Raw genomic sequence first — 16,358 nt, 5'->3', positions numbered from 1 at the left:
TTCAGCCGGCATAGGCCGGTGTGGGGCTGGACAGGCTGTGCTTGACCTGGCGGCTGAGGTCGTCGGCCAGTACCTCGAAGGCGCCGGCCTCGATGCCCTCGAATGCAAGGCGGGCCACATCGGCCGGCGCGGCCTTGGCGGCATCAAGGCCGCGCGTCATGTCGGTATCCATGTAGCCGACATGCAGGCTGGTCACCTGCGTGCCCTGGGCCCTGAGCTCATTGCGCAGGCCGTTGCTCAGCGACCAGGCCGCGGCCTTGGAGGCGCTGTAGGTGGCCACGCCGGGTACCGTCACCCAGCTCAGTACGGACAGCACGTTCAGCACCGCGCCGCCGCCGTTGACCCGCAGCGCCGGCGCGAAGGCGCGGGTGAGCGCCCAGGGCCCGAAGAAGTTGGTCTCCAGCTCGGCTCGGGCGGCGGCCATGCCGTCGTCACCCAGCAGGCTGCCATGGCGCGAGATGCCGGCGTTGTTGACGAGCAGCGTTACATCGGCGCAGCGAGCCGCGGCGGCGGCAACCTGGGTGGGGTCAGTCACGTCCAGCGCGACAGGCACCACGCCGGCCAGGTCGATGGCGGCTGGATCACGCGCGGCGGCGTAGACCTTTGCGGCGCCGGCAGCGAGCGCGGCCTGGGCGAAGGCCCGGCCCAGGCCGCGGTTGGCACCGGTGATGAACACGACGGCGTTCTTGAGCTTCATGGCAGTTCCTTCTCTGGCGTCTATTCATGTCGATTGACATGATTGAATTAAATGTCGTTCAACATATAAAATCCGTCAAGCGATATCTGCAAGAACCTCAGGAGGCCACCATGAAGGTCAGCCGCGCCCAGGCCGAAGAAAACCGGGAACGCATCCTCGACAACGCCGCCCAACTGTTTCGCGAGCGGGGCTTCGACGGCATCGGCCTGAACGACCTAATGCAGGCCGCCGGCCTGACGCGCGGCGGCTTCTATGGCCATTTCGACTCCAAGGACGACTTAGCCGCCCAAGCCACCCGGCGCGCGCTGGCGGCAAACCGGGAGCAGTGGAAAAAGCAGACCGACCGCAGCCTGTCGGCCTGGATCAAGGCCTATCTGTCCGACACCCATCGCGACCACATCGGCGCAGGTTGTGGGCTGGTGGCGCTGGCGGGCGATGCGGCGCGCGGCGGCGCGGCGGTGCGCGAGGTCTTCGGCGAAGGTGTCGAAAGCCTGGTCGCAACGCTGCAGGCGCAGATGCCGGCGGCCGATGCCGACACGCGCCGCGAGCAGGCGCTGGCCATGCTGTCCACGCTGGTCGGCGCGCTGCTGCTGTCGCGGGCCGTGGGTGACGCCGGCCTGTCGCGAGAACTGCGCGAGGCGGCTCGCAGGCACCTGCCAGTGGCCGTCCGCTGAAGGCAAGCGCCCTGCGCGTGGCGCCGGCGCGGCAGCACCCTGTGTGGCATGCTGGCGCCCATGTCAATGACTAGAAGAAGTCTCGGCGATGCCTGAGCTGGGCCTGCTGCTGCGCCGCTGGCTGCTGGGGCTTGCCCTGCTGGCCGGACTGCCCGTGCAGGCACAGCGCCTGCCCCAGCCGAGTGCCCATGTCACCGGCGACGATGCCGTCCCGGCCGAACTCGCGACCAGCACCTGGACGCGCGCCCAGCTCGATGCCTGGTGGGCTGCGCTTCGCCATCACACGGTGACCGGGGCCGACCGCCTGAGCCTGCCCTCTGAGCTGTTGCCGCCCGCGGCGTCCACGGCTTGGCAGCCCGTGGCCATGCCTGACGTACGCAGCCGCCCCGGTGCTGCCATGGTTACCGATGCGCGCGGCTACCAGATGCGCTGGTACCGGCTGCATGTGCCGGGCGGGCATGACGAGTCCATGGCGCTGTACCTGCCGCGCTTGGTCACGCTGTCGGCTGCCGTGCTTGCGCGCACCGAGCGCGGCTGGCAACTGTTGCTCGACAACCAGCATGCCGAGCGGGAGCAGTGGGTGCAACCGATCTGGCTGCCGCTTCCCGGCGCTGGCGCGCAGGGGCTGGACCTGGTCGTGGCGCTGCCGGTGCCGGCGGGCAGCTACCACTCGGTGTCACGCATCTGGATCGGACCCCGAGATACGCTGGAGAAGCGCTGGCTGTGGCGGGTGCGCGCCCAGACCGGCCTGCCCCAAGCCGTCAGCCTGACGCTGGCTGTGCTGGGGCTGTTCGCGCTGACGCTGTGGCTGCGCCGGCCCGGCGAGGCCATCTACGGTCTGTTTGCCCTCGGTGCCGCAGCCTGGGTGGTGCGCAACCTCCACTACTACGTTGGCCTGCCAGCCTCGCCCGTGGCGCTGGACTGGTTCTGGTGGGCGACGCACGCGTCCATGGGTTGGGTGATGCTGTCGGCGCTGCTGTTCGCACTGCGTTTCGCGGATTGGCGCCTGAAGCGGCTGGAATGGGCGCTGACGGCGTCTGTGCTGGTCGTCAGCCTGCTCAGCATGCCGCTGTGGCTGCGTCGGCTCGACATGGTCGTCTTGCAGTACGTGGTGACGGCAGCCGTTGCCGCAGTTGGTACAGGCTGGCTCGCCTTCCTCGCCTGGCGCGAGCGCCGCACCGAGCTACGCATCATGGCGGCCGCGCTGCTCGCTGGCGTGCTCATCGGCGGGCACGACCTTGCCGTGCTGGCCGGCTGGGCATGGCCCGAGCATGTCTTCCTGATGCCGTTCGCGACGTTGATCGTCATGATCAGCTTCCTGCACGCGGTGCAGCGCCGCTACGTGGGTGCCGTCGAGCAGGTCAAGGCCGAAAACAGCCAGTTGCAGGAGGACCTGGAAGAGCAGGTGTCGGTGCTGCAGATGCAGAACGCCCAGTTGCGCGAAGCCGAGCGCCAGCAGGCATTGCTGCTGGAGCGCCAGCGCATCATGGCTGACATGCACGACGGCCTGGGGTCCTCGCTGCTGTCGGCGCTGGTGGCGATGGAGCAGGGCAGCATGTCGCACGAGCAGTGTGTGGAGGTGCTGCGCGAATGCGTGGATGACTTGCGTCTGGTCATCGACTCGCTGGAGCCCGTCGGACACGACCTCGTCTCGCTGCTGGCGACGATGCGCTACCGCCTGGGCAAGCGCCTACAAACCGGCGGACTCAAGCTCGAGTGGGACGTGCAGGACTTGCCGCCCCTGCCGTGGCTGGAGCCTCCCGACGCGCTGCACGTGCTTCGGCTGATGCAGGAGGCGCTGAACAACGTACTCAAGCATGCCCAGGCCAGCCGCGTGCGCATGGTGACGCGCCACCACGGCAGCTATGTCGAGATCCGGGTAGAGGACGACGGTGCCGGTTTCGACCTGGAGACCATCCAGCACGGCCGCGGCCTGAAGAGTCAGATCAAGCGTGCGCAGCGTCTGGGCGGCAAGTTGCGCATCGACTCCTCTCCCGGCAGCGGTACCCGGTTATCGCTGAGATTGCCCGTGGAGCGCAGGGCCCAACCCTGATCCGGGACAATCGCGGCATGCTCAAGCAACGCACCCTGAAGTCGATCACCCGCGCCGTAGGCGTGGGCATCCACAGTGGCCAGAAGGTCGAGCTGACGCTGCGTCCCGCGCCGCCGGACACGGGTATCGTCTTTCGCCGTGTGGACCTGTGCCCACCGGTGGATATCCCCGTCGGTGTCATGTCGGTCAGCGACACGCGCATGGCCACCACCATCAGCCCCGGCGGCGACCCCGGTGCCCCAAAAGTACAGACCATCGAGCACCTGCTGTCAGCCTGCGCCGGCCTCGGTCTGGACAACCTTGTCATCGACATCAATGCCGACGAGGTGCCAGTGTTGGACGGCTCGGCGGCCGCCTTCGTCTTCCTGCTGCAGTCTGCCGGCATCGTCATGCAGGACGCGCCCAAGCGCTTCTTGAAAGTGATGAAGCCCGTCGAGGTGCGCCAGGGTGAGGGCAAGAAGCTGATGTGGGCCAGGCTGGAACCCCATCATGGCTACACGCTGAGCTTCGAGATCGAGTTCGACAACCCGGCCGTGGCCGCCACGGGCAGTCAGTTCGTCTTCGACATGGGCTCGGGCAAGTACAAGAAGGAGATCGCCCGGGCCCGCACTTTCGGCATGACGGCCGACATCGACTTGATGCGCTCGCGGGGCCTGACACTGGGCGGATCGATGGACAACGCCATCGTTGTCGACGACTACAAGGTGCTGAATGCCGATGGGCTGCGCTACGACGACGAGTTCGTGAAGCACAAGATCCTCGACGCCATCGGCGACATGCAGGTCGCCGGCATGCCTCTGCTGGCGGCCTACACATCGTTCAAGGGCGGCCATGCGCTGAACAACAAGTTGCTGCGTGCGCTGCTTGCCGACGAGTCCGCGTACGAGGTCGTCAGCTTCGACGACGACCGAGCAGCGCCCAAGGGCTTCGCCGAGCTTGCACCTGCATGGTGAGCGGACATGAAGTCCCCACGCGCGCTTCGCTCACTGCCTCCCGACGGGGGGCGGCGTCACCTTTGGACGGCCGGGTGGCGCTGACATGCTGATAGCCCGCCTCGTCATCGGCCTGCTGCTGTTCTCGGCCATCGTCTGCTTCGCCCTGTCCATAGCTACCGGCCAGGTGCGCTGGCGGCGGATGGGTATCGTCATCATGAAATGGACGTTGATCGCCGGCCTGGCCTTCTTCGCCGTGCTGATCCTGGAGCGCCTGGCCCTGCTGTTGTGACGCCGTTCACGGGCGGCGTCCCTTACCCCTGAGCTTGCGGGGATGGCAGGGCGGCCCGTCTTGCCCAGAATGGTTACACGGTCGTCGCTCGAGTCGCGGCGACCCAGCCCAGGAAAGCAGCAAGTCCTGGGTGCCACGCGTGGAGATGGCCGGGGGGCCGGGGAAGCGCGGTGGGTTGAAAGAGAGATCGTTCGAAGTAGATTGGGCCGCTCCCGATGGAGCGGCCCTCTTTTTTTGCGCGCGCGCCACAGTCTGGCTGTCGGCGAGCTGTCGTCAGAGGTAGCGCTGGCGCAAATGCATTTCGAAGTGCGCCGGATTGAGGGGCTCGCCGCTGGCGCGCTGCACCAGCTCCGGTGTTTCATAACGGCTGGCCACCCGCCAGACATGGGTGGCCAACCAGCTGAACACGCCGCCCAGTTCGCCGTCGGCGATGCGTGCGTCCAGGTCGGGTTGCTGGGTGCGCATTGCCGCGAACCACTGGGCCGCGTACATCGCGCCCAGTGTGTAGCAGGGGAAGTAGCCAAACAGGCCGGCTGGCCAGTGCACGTCCTGCATTGGGCCGTCCTTGAAGTTGCCGCGCGTGTCCAGATCCAGCAGCTCGGCCATCTTGCCGTCCCAAAGTGCCGGGATGTCGTCCACCTCGGCCTCGCCCTCGATGAGCGCCCGCTCGATGTCGAAGCGCAGCAGGATGTGGGCAGGGTAGGTCACCTCGTCGGCATCCACGCGGATGAAGCCGGGCTTCACGCGCGTCAGCAGCCGGTGCAGGTTGCCGGGCTCGAAGGCGGACTGGGCGCCGAAGTGCTTGACCAGCAGCGGCGCCAGCAGCCCAGCGAAGGCCGGGTGGCTACCCAGCTGCATCTCGAATGACAGGCTCTGGCTCTCGTGGATGCCCATGGAGCGGGCGCGGGCGATGGGCTGGCCCAGCAACTCGCGCGGCAGGCCCTGCTCGTAGCGGCCATGGCCCGTCTCGTGGATGACACCCATCAAGGCCGGCAAGAAGTCGTCCTCGCGATAGCGGGTCGTCATACGAACGTCCTCGGGCACCCCGCCGCAGAAGGGGTGGGTGCTCTCATCTAGGCGGCCGGCGGCGAAATCGAAGCCCATCAGCTGCATCGCGTCCAGGCCCAGTGCCTTCTGTGCCGCCGTGGGGAAGGGGCCGACGGGTTCGATGACGTTCTCGGTGGCCTGCCTGGCGATGACGTCGCGGATCAGGCCCGGCAGCCATTGCCGCAGCGGTGCGAAGGCGCGCTCGACGCCCGAACTGCGCATGCCCGGCTCGTACAAGTCCAGCAGCGCGTCGTATCTGGACAGCCCTGCGCTCTGGGACAGGCAGTCGGCCTCCTGGCGGGCGATCCTGAGAACCTCGCGCAAGTTGGGCGCGAAGCCGGCCCAGTCGTTGGCCGGGCGCTGCGTGCGCCAGGCATGTTCGCAGCGGTTGTTGGCCAGGCTCTTGGCTTCCACCAGCGCCTGCGGGAGGGCGTTGGCGGCGCGCCAGACCCGGCGGATCTCGCGCAGGTTGGCGTGCTGCGTGTCGTCCAGCGGCTCGGCCGCAGCGGAGTCCAGCAGGCCGGGCAAAGCGGAGTCGGTGGCGAGCTGGTGCAGCAGCCCGTCCATCTCGGCCAGCGCCAGGCTGCGCGCCTCGTTGCCCTTGGCCGGCATGTTGGCGGCCTGATCCCATTGCGCGATGGCCTGCAGGTGACCGAGATGGTGCAGGCGCCGCTGGCGCGCGGCGAGATCTTGGTAGGCGGATGTCATGACAGCCAACTTTCGGGAATGAAGTACAGCAAGGCGATGGTGAAGCAGATGAAGCGCAGCCCCTTGCCCAGGGCCATCCAGCCCACGCAGGGCCAGAAGGGCAGCTTGAGCCAGCCGGCCACAGCGCACAGCGGGTCGCCCACGATGGGCAGCCAGCTCAGCACGCAGGCCTTGGGGCCGAAGCGTTTCAGCCAAGCCAGCGCGCGCGGGTTGGGCGGCTCGCGGTGCTTGACGGCCTCTACCGCTTTCTCCGCGCCATAGCCTAGCCACCAGCTGGTCATGCCGCCCAGGGTGTTGCCCACGGTCGCGACGGCGATGACCGGCCAGAACATGCCAGGGTCGGCCTTGACGACAAGAAAGACTGCCGGCTCCGAGCCTAGTGGCAGCAGCGTCGCCGAGACAAAAGTGATGATGAAGACCGCGACCAGCCCCACCTGGGGCAGGGCCAGGGCGGCCAGCAGATCTTGGATGAGTTGAGCCAGCCAGACTTCCATGGCGGCATTGTGGTCCGAGCGCGAAAGTCCGGATGGCTACAATCTCGCCTCTTTTTTGAGCAGACCCCTCGTGCAAATCGGCCCCCATTCACTCCCCAACGCGCTCTTCGTGGCGCCCATGGCCGGGGTGACGGACCGGCCCTTCCGCCAGCTGTGCCGGCGCCTCGGCGCGGGCTATGCGGTCAGCGAGATGGTCACGTCGCGCAAGGAGCTGTGGAACAGCCTGAAGACCTCGCGCCGCGCCGACCACAGCGGTGAGCCCGGTCCCATCGCAGTGCAGATCGCCGGGACCGACGCAGGCATGCTTGCCGAGGCCGCCGTGCACAACGTCGACCGCGGTGCGCAGATCATCGACATCAACATGGGCTGCCCGGCCAAGAAAGTCTGCAACAAGTGGGCAGGCTCCGCGCTGATGCGCAACGAGGCGCTGGCGCTGGAGATCGTGGAAGCCGTCTTGGCTGTCTGCGCACCGCGCGGTGTGCCGGTCACGCTGAAGATGCGCACCGGCTGGAGTCTTGAGGAGCGCAATGCGCTGAGGCTGGCCAAGCAGTTCGAGGCCGCGGGCATCGCGATGCTGACCATCCATGGTCGTACGCGCGAGCAGGGTTACAAGGGCCTGGCGGAGTACGACACCATCGCCGCCGTGAAGGCCGCGCTGGCGATTCCCGTCGTGGCCAACGGCGACATCGATTCGCCCGAGAAGGCCCGCGACGTGCTGGCTTATACCAATGCCGATGCACTGATGATCGGCCGCGCTGCGCAGGGGCGGCCCTGGATCTTTCGCGAGGTATCGCACTTCCTCGCCACCGGCGAGCACCTGCCGGCCCCCACTGTCGCCGAGGCGCGCGACGTGCTCATCGAGCACCTGTATGACCACTATGGCTTGTACGGCGAGCTCAGCGGCATGCGCAGCGCCCGCAAGCACATCGGCTGGGCAGTGCGCGGCCTGCCCGGCGGCGAGGACTTCCGCCGGCACATGAATACGCTGGAGAGCAGCGAGCTTCAGGTGCAGGCGTTGCGCGAATGGTTCGACGAATTCGGCCAGACCCACGACCGGTTGCCGCCTACCACGGCCGCCAACGACGACGAAGCCCAGGCCGACGAAGCCTGTGCCGCCTGAAACAAGAAGCTCCTGTCATGAGTGCCCAGAAGAACACCACCCCGCCCAACCCCATCGACGCCTGTGTGCGCGACAACCTTGAAGCCTTCTTCCGCGATCTGGACGGCCAGGAGCCGCACTCCATGCACGAGATGCTGGTGAAGCTTGTCGAGAAGCCGCTGTTCGAGATCGTCATGCGCGAGGCCGGCGGCAACCAGAGCAAGGCGGCGCAATGGCTGGGCATGAACCGCAACACGCTGCGCCGCAAGCTGACCGATCACGATCTCTGAACGACGGTAGGCCGATGAACCAGTTTCAAGCGATCCTCGGCTGCTTGGTGCACGGTCGTCCGCTTTTCGACGTCGAGGTCGACGACCAGACCCGTTGTGTCGTGCGGGGGAACCGCCGCCGCGTGGTCGTGACTCGTTCCAAACGTCAGGTCGAGATCGGCAAGCTGCGCTGCTCGGCTGACGCGGTTGATGCCGTCGTTTTGCGCAAGCGCGGCGCCATTGAACTTGAACGTGGCCGGCCGCACTGGGAGGTCGCCTTGCGCCTGCAGGCCGGCGAGGTGCTCGAAGTCGGTTTCAGTTACGACGATGTCGACGCCTCTGTTGCCGCTGCGGCCCTGGGCCGCGGCATCGGCTGTGTCGTTCAGCAGGCCTGAACCATTCCCAATCTTTGTTTCTTCCAGAAGTGGCTGCCATGTCTCAACTCACTGCACTCCTCTCGGTCTCCGACAAGACCGGTATCCTTGAATTCGCCAAGGAACTCCACGCGCTGGGCGCCAAGCTGCTGTCCACCGGCGGCACCGCCAAGCTGCTGGCCGACAACGGCCTGCCGGTGACCGAAGTGGCCGAGCACACCGGTTTCCCGGAGATGATGGACGGCCGCGTGAAGACGCTGCACCCCAAGATCCACGGTGGCCTGCTGGCCCGCTCCGACCTGCCTGAGCATGTGGCCGCGATGCGGCAGCACGGCATCACGCGCATCGACATACTGGCCGTCAACCTCTACCCCTTCGAGGCGACGGTGGCCAAGCCCGGCTGCACTCTGGAAGACGCCATCGAGAACATCGATATCGGTGGCCCGGCGATGGTGCGCAGCGCGGCCAAGAACTGGAAGGACGTGACGGTGCTGACTGACGCGGCCCAGTACGCGGGCGTGCTGGCCGAGCTGAAGGCCAATGGCAAGACCAGCGACAAGACCCGTTTCGCCGCGTCGGTTGCTGCCTTCAACCGCATCGCCCAGTACGACGCGGCCATCAGCAACTACCTGTCCAGCCTGCAAGATGACGGCAGCAAGGCCGAGTACCCGGCGCAGATGAATGCGACCTTCGTCAAGGTGCAGGACCTGCGCTATGGCGAGAACTCGCATCAGAGCGCCGCGCTGTATCGCGACCTGTTCCCGGCGCCTGGCTCGCTGGTGACGGGCAAGCAGTTGCAGGGCAAGGAGCTCAGCTACAACAACATCGCCGACGCCGATGCCGCGTGGGAGTGCGTGAAGAGCTTCGACACGCCGGCCTGCGTCATCATCAAACATGCCAACCCCTGCGGCGTGGCCGTGGGCGCTCACCCGGCAGAGGCCTACAGCAAGGCCTTCAAGACCGACCCCACCAGCGCCTTCGGCGGCATCATCGCCTTCAATCGCGAGGTGGACGGCGCAGCGGCTCAACTCGTCGCCAAGCAGTTCGTCGAGGTGTTGATGGCACCGAGCTTCAGCGCTGATGCGCTGGAGATCTTCAAGGGCAAGGCCAATGTGCGCCTGTTGCAGATCGCGCTGCCGCCGGGCGGGCCGCGCCCCTGGGACCAGGGCCGCAATGCCGGCGACAGCAAGCGCGTGGGCTCGGGGCTGCTGCTGCAGACAGCCGACAACCACTTCCTGAAGAAGGAAGACCTGAAGATCGTCACGACGCTGCAGCCCACGGTCCAGCAGATCGACGACCTGATGTTTGCCTGGACCGTCGCGCAGTATGTGAAGAGCAATGCCATCGTCTTCTGCGGCGGTGGCATGACGCTGGGCGTGGGTGCAGGCCAGATGAGCCGCATCGATTCGGCCCGCATCGCGTCCATCAAGGCCGACAACGCCGGCCTGAGCCTGAAGGGCTCGGCGGTGGCCAGCGATGCCTTCTTCCCGTTCCGCGACGGCCTGGACGTGCTGGCCGATGCCGGCGCCTCCTGCGTCATCCAGCCGGGCGGATCCATGCGTGACGACGAGGTGATCGCTGCCGCCAACGAGCGTGGAATCGCCATGGTGCTCACGGGTGTGCGCCACTTCCGGCACTGAGATCGTGTCGCCTGCGGGACTAGACGCGCTCCTCTAGTCCAGGGCCTCTCCGGTTGGTGAGGCCCGGTCTTGCGGTTAGCCTCGAAGAATTCGAGCCCGAACCGGAGACAAGGTCATGGACATCGCGCTGCAGGAGCGCCTGCATCTGGCGCTGACGGCGCAGCGCCGCGCCTTCGAGGCCGAGCGCATGCCCTCGTACGAGGTGCGCCGTGACCGCCTGCAGAGGCTGCTGGCAATGACGCGCCAGTACGGTGAGGCGCTGGCCACCGCGATGGCGCAGGACTTTGGCCACCGGGCGCGCCAGGAGTCGCTGCTGGCGGACATCTTCACCGTCGAGTCCGGAGCCCGTCATGCGCTCAGGCATTTGCGCCGCTGGATGAAGCCCAGGCGTGTCGCGACGCCACTGCACTTCCGGCCCGGCCGCAATGTGCTGATGCGCCAGCCGCTGGGCGTCGTCGGCATCGTGTCGCCTTGGAACTACCCCTACTACCTGGCCATGGAGCCGGCCGTGGCGGCGCTGGCTGCAGGCAACCGCGTGCTGATCAAGCCGTCGGAGCTGACGCCCTCGACTGCCGAACTGATGGCGCGCATCGTTGCCGAGCATTTCAGGCCCGAGGAGATGCAGGTCATCACCGGCGACGCCGAGGTTGGCAAGGCCTTCACGCAACTGCCGTTCGACCACCTGTTCTTCACCGGCTCCACTTCGGTGGGGCGCCATGTCGCGCAGGCTGCGGCGAGGAATCTGACGCCGGTGACGCTGGAGCTGGGCGGAAAGTCCCCCGCCATCGTCGACCGCAGTTGCGATCTCGGCCTGACCGCAGCGCGCTTGGCCTTCGGCAAGCTCTTCAACGCCGGCCAGACCTGCGTGGCGCCGGACTACCTGCTGGTGCCGCGCGAGATGGTGGAGCCCCTGAGTCAGCGCATCTTGGCCGAGATGCGTCGCATGTATCCGCGCATCGCCGGCAACGCCGACTACACCAGCATCGCCACGCCGCGCCACCATGCGCGGCTGCAAGGCCTGATCGCCGACGCGGCCCAGCGCGGGGCGCGCGTGCTGCGCACGCACGACGAGCAGCCCGACGACCGCCGCCTGGTGCCGGCACTGTTGCTGGATGTGCCGCCCGAGGCGACCGTCATGCAGGAGGAGATCTTCGGCCCTCTGCTGCCTGTTGTTGGCTACGACCAGCTTGATGAGGCGCTGGCCCACGTCAACCGCGGCGACCGGCCGCTGGCGCTGTACTGGTTCGGCTCGGATGGTGACGCGCGCGACCGCGTCATGCGCGAGACGCACGCCGGTGGCGTGACCATCAACGACTGCCTGTGGCACCTGGGCCAGGAGGAGCAGCCGTTCGGCGGCATCGGCGCCAGCGGCATGGGTTCGTACCACGGCGAATGGGGCTTTCGCACCTTCAGCAAGGAGAAGCCGCTGTTCATCCAGTCGCGCTTCGCCGGCACGAAGCTGTTCCAGCCGCCCTATGGCCCGACCTTCGAGAAACTCCTTGCGCTGCTCAAGCGCATCGCCTGAGCCATGCAAGACACCCAGCGATACGACGAGACCCATGACGTCATCGTCATCGGCGGTGGCTCGTCCGGCTCGGCGCTGGCTGGCCGCCTGAGCGAAGACCCCGACACCCGCGTGCTGGTGCTGGAGGCCGGCGCCGACGTCAGCGGTTGGCTGGGAACCGTGCCCACTGGCGCCGTGCTGATGGTGCCCAGCCAGTTGCACAACTACGCCTTCGAGACCGTGCCCCAGCCTGGCCTGGGCGGGCGCCGCGGCTATGTCCCGCGCGGCAAGATGCTGGGTGGCTCTTCGGGCATCAACGCCATGGTCTACATCCGTGGCCAGCGCGAGGACTATGACCACTGGGCCGCTCTCGGCAACCCTGGCTGGGCCTGGGACGACGTGCTGCCGTTCTTCATCAAGAGCGAGGGCAATGACAGCTTCGGCTCGCCCCTGCACGGCACCGCCGGCCCGCTCAAGGTCAGCCAGCTGCGCACTGACAACCCGTTGCACGAGGCCTGGCTGGCGGCTGGCCGCGAGGCTGGTCTTCGCGTCAACGCCGACTTCAACGGCGAGACGCAGGAGGGCATAGGCATCTACCAGGTCACGCAGGACCGGGGAGAGCGCTGCAGTGCCGCGCGCGCCTACCTCTGGCCGCACCGGAGCCGGTCCAACCTGCGCATCACCGTGCAGGCGCAGGTGCAACGCATCCTGTTCGAGGGGCTCCGCGCGGTGGGTGTCGAGGCCCGGGTGGGCGGTGTGCTGCGTCGCCTGCAGGCCCGGCGCGAGGTCGTGCTGGCGGCCGGTGCCATTCAGTCGCCCCAGTTGCTGATGTTGTCTGGCGTGGGCGACGCGGAGCAACTGCAGGTTCACGGCCTTCCAGTGCTGCATCACCTGCCCGGGGTTGGCGCCAACCTGCAGGACCACCCCGACTTCGTGTTCGGTCTGCGCAGTCGCAGCCTTGACACCTTCGGCCTGTCGCTGCGCGGCGGGGGCGCGTTCTGGCGCGCTATCCGGCGCTACCGCGGCGAGCGGCGCGGCATGCTGACCAGCAATTTCGCCGAGGGTGGCGGGTTCCTGTGCAGCAGCGCCGAGCAGTCGCGGCCGGACATCCAGCTGCATTTCGTCGTTGCCGCCGTGGAAGACCATGCCCGCAAGCTGCGCTGGGGACATGGCATGTCCTGCCATGTCTGCCTGCTGCGGCCGCAGAGCCGCGGCAGCGTGCGGCTTGCCGGCCCCGATGCGGGAGCTGCACCGCTGATCGACCCGGCGTTCTTCCAGCATCCTGACGACATGCCGCAGATGGTGGCCGGGTTCAAGCTCACCCGCGCGCTGCTGAACCAGCCGGCGCTGCGGGCGCACTGGCATACCGAGATGTGGAGCACCGATACGCGCTCCGACAGCGACATCGAGGCTCTGCTGCGCCGGCGTGCCGACACCATCTACCACCCGGTGGGCACTTGCAGGATGGGAGCCGACGCGATGGCCGTCGTCGACGCCGAGCTGCGCGTGCACGGCCTGCAGGGCCTGCGCGTGGTGGACGCGTCGATCATGCCCACGCTGGTCAGCGGCAATACAAACGCGCCGGCCATGATGATCGGCGAGAAGGCTGCGCAGATGATGCAGGCAGCGGCTCGGCGGCCCGAGGTGGTGGCGCGAATGGCTGGCGCCGCCTGACGCCTGCGGACCGTGGCCGCGGGGCCTCAGGCCTACCGTGGGCTGGAAGCAGCACCGCCGCAGCGCCTCTTCGCGAAGTCTTCACGAGGTTGGCATCGGCCCTCGATGCCGGAAGGGTTGCCGCCAGCTACAGGTTGCAAACTGTCACCTGCGCGCTGCGTCTAGGGCGCGAATGAAGGTGCCAGGAGTGTTGCCATGAAGTTTTCCCGATACGTGCTGCCGTGCGTGGCGCTGATCGCGGCGCTGTGGGCCGGCGTGCCCGCGTGGCTGGCGATGTTGGCCGCGATCGCGCTGGCCTGGCTGGCGGCGGGCTGGGCACATCGCCAAGCGGCCGAGCCGGCGTCTCCCGCGCCGACTTACGGGGCCGCCGCCGTAGCGAGTGCACCGGCGTCCGCTTCGAGCGGTTCCGGGCTGATGGGCGTGGGTCTTGCCGCGGCCGGAGGTGTCGCGGCCGGCCTGCTGGCAGAGAAGCTGCTGAGCGAGGGCCGTGATGCCGGCGGCGGAGGCTTCGTCCCCGGCAGCCTCGATGCCGACAGCAGTGCGGCCGACGAGCTGGCACGGCGCGACGTCGAGTTCGGCAGCGGCGACGGCTGGGGGGGGCGGGACACGGGGCTGGGCGTCGAGGACTGGTAGGCTGCCACCGTCGGGCCGCGATAATCCCGGCCCATGACGCTTGCCGCCTTCACCGGCCAGTTGCTCGCCTTCGTCGCCCGGCTCATCACGGGTGCGCAGGGCCACTGGAAGGGCTGCCCGCCAAAAGCCGAGCAGCGTATCTACATCGCCAACCACCAGAGCCATTTCGATCTCGTCCTGATCTGGGCAGCTTTTCCGCATGAGCTGAGGGCTTCGACCCGCGCCATCGCCGCGCGCGACTACTGGACGACCAGCGCCTTCAAGCGCTGGCTGACGACCGAGGTCTTCAACGCCATCTACGTCAGTCGCAGTCGCGCCACGCCCGACGAAGATCCACTGGAGCCCCTGGCCGACGCGCTGGCCAACGGCGACTCGCTCGTCATCTTTCCCGAGGGCACGCGCTCCAACAAGGGCAATCCCATGCCCTTCAAGTCCGGGATCTACCATCTGGCCGAGCAGTTTCCCCACGTGCCGCTGATCCCGACATGGATCGACAACGTCCAGCGCGTGATGCCCAAGGGCGAGGTCGTGCCAGTGCCCATCCTGTGTACGGTCACCTTCGGTGCGCCCATCCAGCTGCGCGAGGGTGAGAGTAAAGCCGACTTCCTTTGCCGCGCCCGCGAGGCTGTCATGGAGCAGCGGCCCGACCCCGCCTCGGTGGGCCGGGTGGTGGAGTCCGACTGATGGTGGGCTGGCTCAAGCAACTGACGTCCAGCGAGCAGGTGGCCCTGCTCTTCGTCGTGCTGTTCGGCCTGCTGCTGCTGCTGAGCATCGGCCTGTTCCTGAACTCGCTGCGCGAGCGCGAGGACGAGGACGCACGGCTGGCTTCGCAGCTCGCCTGGGCACGCGTGCGCCGCGACCTGCGTGCGGCATGGATCGGCGCTTGCATGTTCTGGGTCGCCTGGGTATCCGGTCCGCTGGGCGCCACGCTGCTGTTCGCGCTGTTCTCCTTCCTGGCGCTGCGCGAGTTCATCACCCTCGTGCACACGCAGCGCAGCGACCATCGCACCCTCATCGTCGCCTTCTTCGTGTTGCTGCCGGTGCAGTACATGATCTGCGGCACGCGCTTCTTCGATCTCTTCACCGTCTTCCTGCCGGTCTACGGATTTCTGGTGCTACCCATCGTCAGCGCACTGGCCGACGATCCGCAGCGCTTTCTGGAGCGCAACGCCAAGATCCAGTGGGGCGTGATGGTCTGTGTCTACGGGTTGTCGCACGCGCCGGCTCTGCTGCTGCTGGAGTTCCCTGGCTACACAGGACGCGGCGCCTTCCTGCTGTTCTTCCTTGTCATGGTGGTCGCGGCCGCGCAGATCGCGCAGGAGATCGCGCGCCGCCTGCTGCGCCGCCGGCCGGTGGCGCGACGCATCAGCCGCAGTTTCTCGATGAGGGCCTGGTGGATAGGCACACTGACGGGCGCGCTGGTCGGCGGCCTGCTGTTCTGGATCACGCCCTTCAAGGCTGGCCAGGCACTGGCCATGGCCTTCGTTACGGCTGGCGCGGCCGGCTTCGGCGGCCTCGTCATGAAGGCGCTGAAGAAGGATGCCGGCGCGCGCTACTGGGGCAATCGCAGCTCAATCACAGGCGCTGTCGGCCTGCTTGACCGCATCGCCGTGCTGTGCTTTGCGGCACCGGTGTTCTTCCATTCGGCGCGCTGGTACTTCCAACTGCCGCTGGGCTATCGCTGATGCGCATCCTCGGCATCGACCCTGGTCTGCAGACCACAGGCTTCGGCGTCATCGACGCCGACGGGCCACGCTTGGCCTATGTCGCCAGCGGCACCATCAAGACTAGCGGCGTCGCGTTGGGTGACCTGCCAGGGCGGCTGAAGATCCTCTACGACGGCATCCGCGAGGTTGTCGCGCGCTACCAGCCGCAGTGCGCGGCGGTGGAGATCGTCTTCGTCAACGTGAATCCCCAGTCCACGCTGCTGTTGGGGCAAGCCCGTGGCGCAGCGTTGACCGCGTTGGTCTCTGCCGACCTGGCCGTCAGCGAATACACCGCGGTGCAGATGAAGAAGGCCGTGGCCGGCCACGGCCAGGCCAAGAAGGAGCAAGTGCAGGCCATGGTGCAACGGCTGCTGAGCCTGCCCGGCGTGCCCGGCAAGGACGCCGCCGACGCGCTGGGCATGGCCATCATGCATGCCCATGCCAGGGTCAGTTTCGAGGCCATGGGGCGCAGCACCACGCTGCAGCGCCGCCAGCACGCTCAGTTCAAAGGCGGCAGGACCTACTAAAAAGCCCCGCTCGTGCGGGGCTGCGGGCTGCTCCG

At 67.5% G+C, this 16,358-nt stretch carries 17 protein-coding genes; 14 read left to right on the top strand and 3 right to left on the bottom strand.

Annotated features, from left to right (window positions below; translation table 11 throughout):
* Position 1: 1 nt before the first annotated feature.
* On the bottom strand, positions 2–697 hold the full coding sequence (locus tag QM732_RS19115; protein WP_415657681.1) for an SDR family oxidoreductase: 696 nt from the start codon (positions 695–697) through the stop codon (positions 2–4).
* Positions 698–807: 110 nt separating this feature from the next.
* On the opposite strand from QM732_RS19115, the gene QM732_RS19110 reads away from it, so the two are divergent.
* From QM732_RS19110 to QM732_RS19095, 4 genes are all read left to right on the top strand, one after another.
* Positions 808–1,371, top strand: a complete 564-nt coding sequence (locus tag QM732_RS19110; protein WP_415657680.1) for a TetR/AcrR family transcriptional regulator — start codon at positions 808–810, stop codon at positions 1,369–1,371.
* Between the two features lie 88 nt (positions 1,372–1,459).
* Positions 1,460–3,424 carry an ATP-binding protein gene (locus QM732_RS19105; RefSeq protein ID WP_415657679.1) on the top strand — a complete coding sequence of 655 codons (1,965 nt, stop codon included), beginning with the start codon at positions 1,460–1,462 and terminating at the stop codon, positions 3,422–3,424.
* A 17-nt stretch (positions 3,425–3,441) separates the two neighbouring features.
* Complete coding sequence (lpxC, locus tag QM732_RS19100) at positions 3,442–4,377, top strand: UDP-3-O-acyl-N-acetylglucosamine deacetylase (protein ID WP_415657678.1); 936 nt, start codon at positions 3,442–3,444, stop codon at positions 4,375–4,377.
* A gap of 85 nt (positions 4,378–4,462) precedes the next feature.
* Positions 4,463–4,648 carry a hypothetical protein gene (locus QM732_RS19095; protein WP_415657677.1) on the top strand — a complete coding sequence of 62 codons (186 nt, stop codon included), beginning with the start codon at positions 4,463–4,465 and terminating at the stop codon, positions 4,646–4,648.
* 273 nt (positions 4,649–4,921) lie between these two features.
* Here the strand turns inward: QM732_RS19095 and QM732_RS19090 are convergent, their stop codons facing one another.
* Together QM732_RS19090 and QM732_RS19085 are read right to left on the bottom strand one after the other, a co-directional pair.
* Positions 4,922–6,403 (bottom strand): carboxypeptidase M32, encoded by a 1,482-nt coding sequence (locus QM732_RS19090; protein WP_415657676.1) that lies wholly within the window; start codon positions 6,401–6,403, stop codon positions 4,922–4,924.
* Positions 6,400–6,897, bottom strand: a complete 498-nt coding sequence (locus QM732_RS19085; RefSeq protein ID WP_415657675.1) for a YqaA family protein — start codon at positions 6,895–6,897, stop codon at positions 6,400–6,402. Before QM732_RS19085 ends, QM732_RS19090 begins: the two co-directional genes overlap by 4 nt.
* A 70-nt stretch (positions 6,898–6,967) precedes the next feature.
* Here QM732_RS19085 and dusB point away from each other — a divergent pair, with 70 nt between their 5' ends.
* From dusB to ruvC, 10 genes are all read left to right on the top strand, one after another.
* Complete coding sequence (gene dusB / locus QM732_RS19080) at positions 6,968–8,017, top strand: tRNA dihydrouridine synthase DusB (RefSeq protein ID WP_415659416.1); 1,050 nt, start codon at positions 6,968–6,970, stop codon at positions 8,015–8,017.
* 17 nt (positions 8,018–8,034) lie between these two features.
* Positions 8,035–8,286, top strand: a complete 252-nt coding sequence (locus tag QM732_RS19075; RefSeq protein WP_415657674.1) for a helix-turn-helix domain-containing protein — start codon at positions 8,035–8,037, stop codon at positions 8,284–8,286.
* Positions 8,287–8,300: 14 nt separating this feature from the next.
* Positions 8,301–8,660: a hypothetical protein gene (locus tag QM732_RS19070; RefSeq protein WP_415657673.1), complete on the top strand. Its 360-nt coding sequence runs from the start codon at positions 8,301–8,303 to the stop codon at positions 8,658–8,660.
* Between the two features lie 38 nt (positions 8,661–8,698).
* Positions 8,699–10,279 (top strand): bifunctional phosphoribosylaminoimidazolecarboxamide formyltransferase/IMP cyclohydrolase, encoded by a 1,581-nt coding sequence (gene purH / locus QM732_RS19065; protein WP_415657672.1) that lies wholly within the window; start codon positions 8,699–8,701, stop codon positions 10,277–10,279.
* Positions 10,280–10,394: 115 nt separating this feature from the next.
* Positions 10,395–11,804, top strand: a complete 1,410-nt coding sequence (locus QM732_RS19060; protein ID WP_415657671.1) for a coniferyl aldehyde dehydrogenase — start codon at positions 10,395–10,397, stop codon at positions 11,802–11,804.
* Positions 11,805–11,807: 3 nt separating this feature from the next.
* Complete coding sequence (locus QM732_RS19055; protein ID WP_415657670.1) at positions 11,808–13,457, top strand: GMC family oxidoreductase; 1,650 nt, start codon at positions 11,808–11,810, stop codon at positions 13,455–13,457.
* A 195-nt stretch (positions 13,458–13,652) separates the two neighbouring features.
* Positions 13,653–14,090, top strand: coding sequence for a hypothetical protein (locus QM732_RS19050; protein WP_415657669.1), 438 nt, complete (start codon positions 13,653–13,655; stop codon positions 14,088–14,090).
* Between the two features lie 33 nt (positions 14,091–14,123).
* Positions 14,124–14,774: a lysophospholipid acyltransferase family protein gene (locus QM732_RS19045; RefSeq protein ID WP_415657668.1), complete on the top strand. Its 651-nt coding sequence runs from the start codon at positions 14,124–14,126 to the stop codon at positions 14,772–14,774.
* Positions 14,774–15,775, top strand: coding sequence for a phosphatidate cytidylyltransferase (locus tag QM732_RS19040; protein WP_415657667.1), 1,002 nt, complete (start codon positions 14,774–14,776; stop codon positions 15,773–15,775). The genes QM732_RS19045 and QM732_RS19040 overlap by 1 nt, the downstream gene beginning before the upstream one ends.
* Positions 15,775–16,323, top strand: a complete 549-nt coding sequence (gene ruvC / locus QM732_RS19035; protein ID WP_415657666.1) for a crossover junction endodeoxyribonuclease RuvC — start codon at positions 15,775–15,777, stop codon at positions 16,321–16,323. The genes QM732_RS19040 and ruvC overlap by 1 nt, the downstream gene beginning before the upstream one ends.
* Positions 16,324–16,358: the final 35 nt, after the last annotated feature.

The sequence above is a fragment of the Roseateles sp. genome (assembly GCF_047654805.1).
Classification (GTDB): Bacteria; Pseudomonadota; Gammaproteobacteria; order Burkholderiales; family Burkholderiaceae_C; genus Pelomonas.
This window is presented reverse-complemented; position numbering and strand designations above follow the sequence as displayed.

Bases quoted from the DNA above. Each gene is read 5' to 3' on its own strand.
- ruvC (WP_415657666.1), top strand. From the start codon at position 15,775: ATGCGCATCCTCGGCATCGACCCTGGTCTGCAGACCACAGGCTTCGGC.
- QM732_RS19070 (WP_415657673.1), top strand. From the start codon at position 8,301: ATGAACCAGTTTCAAGCGATCCTCGGCTGCTTGGTGCACGGTCGTCCG.
- QM732_RS19040 (WP_415657667.1), top strand. From the start codon at position 14,774: ATGGTGGGCTGGCTCAAGCAACTGACGTCCAGCGAGCAGGTGGCCCTG.
- QM732_RS19075 (WP_415657674.1), top strand. From the start codon at position 8,035: ATGAGTGCCCAGAAGAACACCACCCCGCCCAACCCCATCGACGCCTGT.
- QM732_RS19060 (WP_415657671.1), top strand. From the start codon at position 10,395: ATGGACATCGCGCTGCAGGAGCGCCTGCATCTGGCGCTGACGGCGCAG.
- QM732_RS19055 (WP_415657670.1), top strand. From the start codon at position 11,808: ATGCAAGACACCCAGCGATACGACGAGACCCATGACGTCATCGTCATC.
- QM732_RS19090 (WP_415657676.1), bottom strand. From the start codon at position 6,403: ATGACATCCGCCTACCAAGATCTCGCCGCGCGCCAGCGGCGCCTGCAC.
- QM732_RS19110 (WP_415657680.1), top strand. From the start codon at position 808: ATGAAGGTCAGCCGCGCCCAGGCCGAAGAAAACCGGGAACGCATCCTC.
- QM732_RS19085 (WP_415657675.1), bottom strand. From the start codon at position 6,897: ATGGAAGTCTGGCTGGCTCAACTCATCCAAGATCTGCTGGCCGCCCTG.
- QM732_RS19050 (WP_415657669.1), top strand. From the start codon at position 13,653: ATGAAGTTTTCCCGATACGTGCTGCCGTGCGTGGCGCTGATCGCGGCG.
- QM732_RS19045 (WP_415657668.1), top strand. From the start codon at position 14,124: ATGACGCTTGCCGCCTTCACCGGCCAGTTGCTCGCCTTCGTCGCCCGG.
- purH (WP_415657672.1), top strand. From the start codon at position 8,699: ATGTCTCAACTCACTGCACTCCTCTCGGTCTCCGACAAGACCGGTATC.
- QM732_RS19115 (WP_415657681.1), bottom strand. From the start codon at position 697: ATGAAGCTCAAGAACGCCGTCGTGTTCATCACCGGTGCCAACCGCGGC.
- QM732_RS19095 (WP_415657677.1), top strand. From the start codon at position 4,463: ATGCTGATAGCCCGCCTCGTCATCGGCCTGCTGCTGTTCTCGGCCATC.
- lpxC (WP_415657678.1), top strand. From the start codon at position 3,442: ATGCTCAAGCAACGCACCCTGAAGTCGATCACCCGCGCCGTAGGCGTG.
- QM732_RS19105 (WP_415657679.1), top strand. From the start codon at position 1,460: ATGCCTGAGCTGGGCCTGCTGCTGCGCCGCTGGCTGCTGGGGCTTGCC.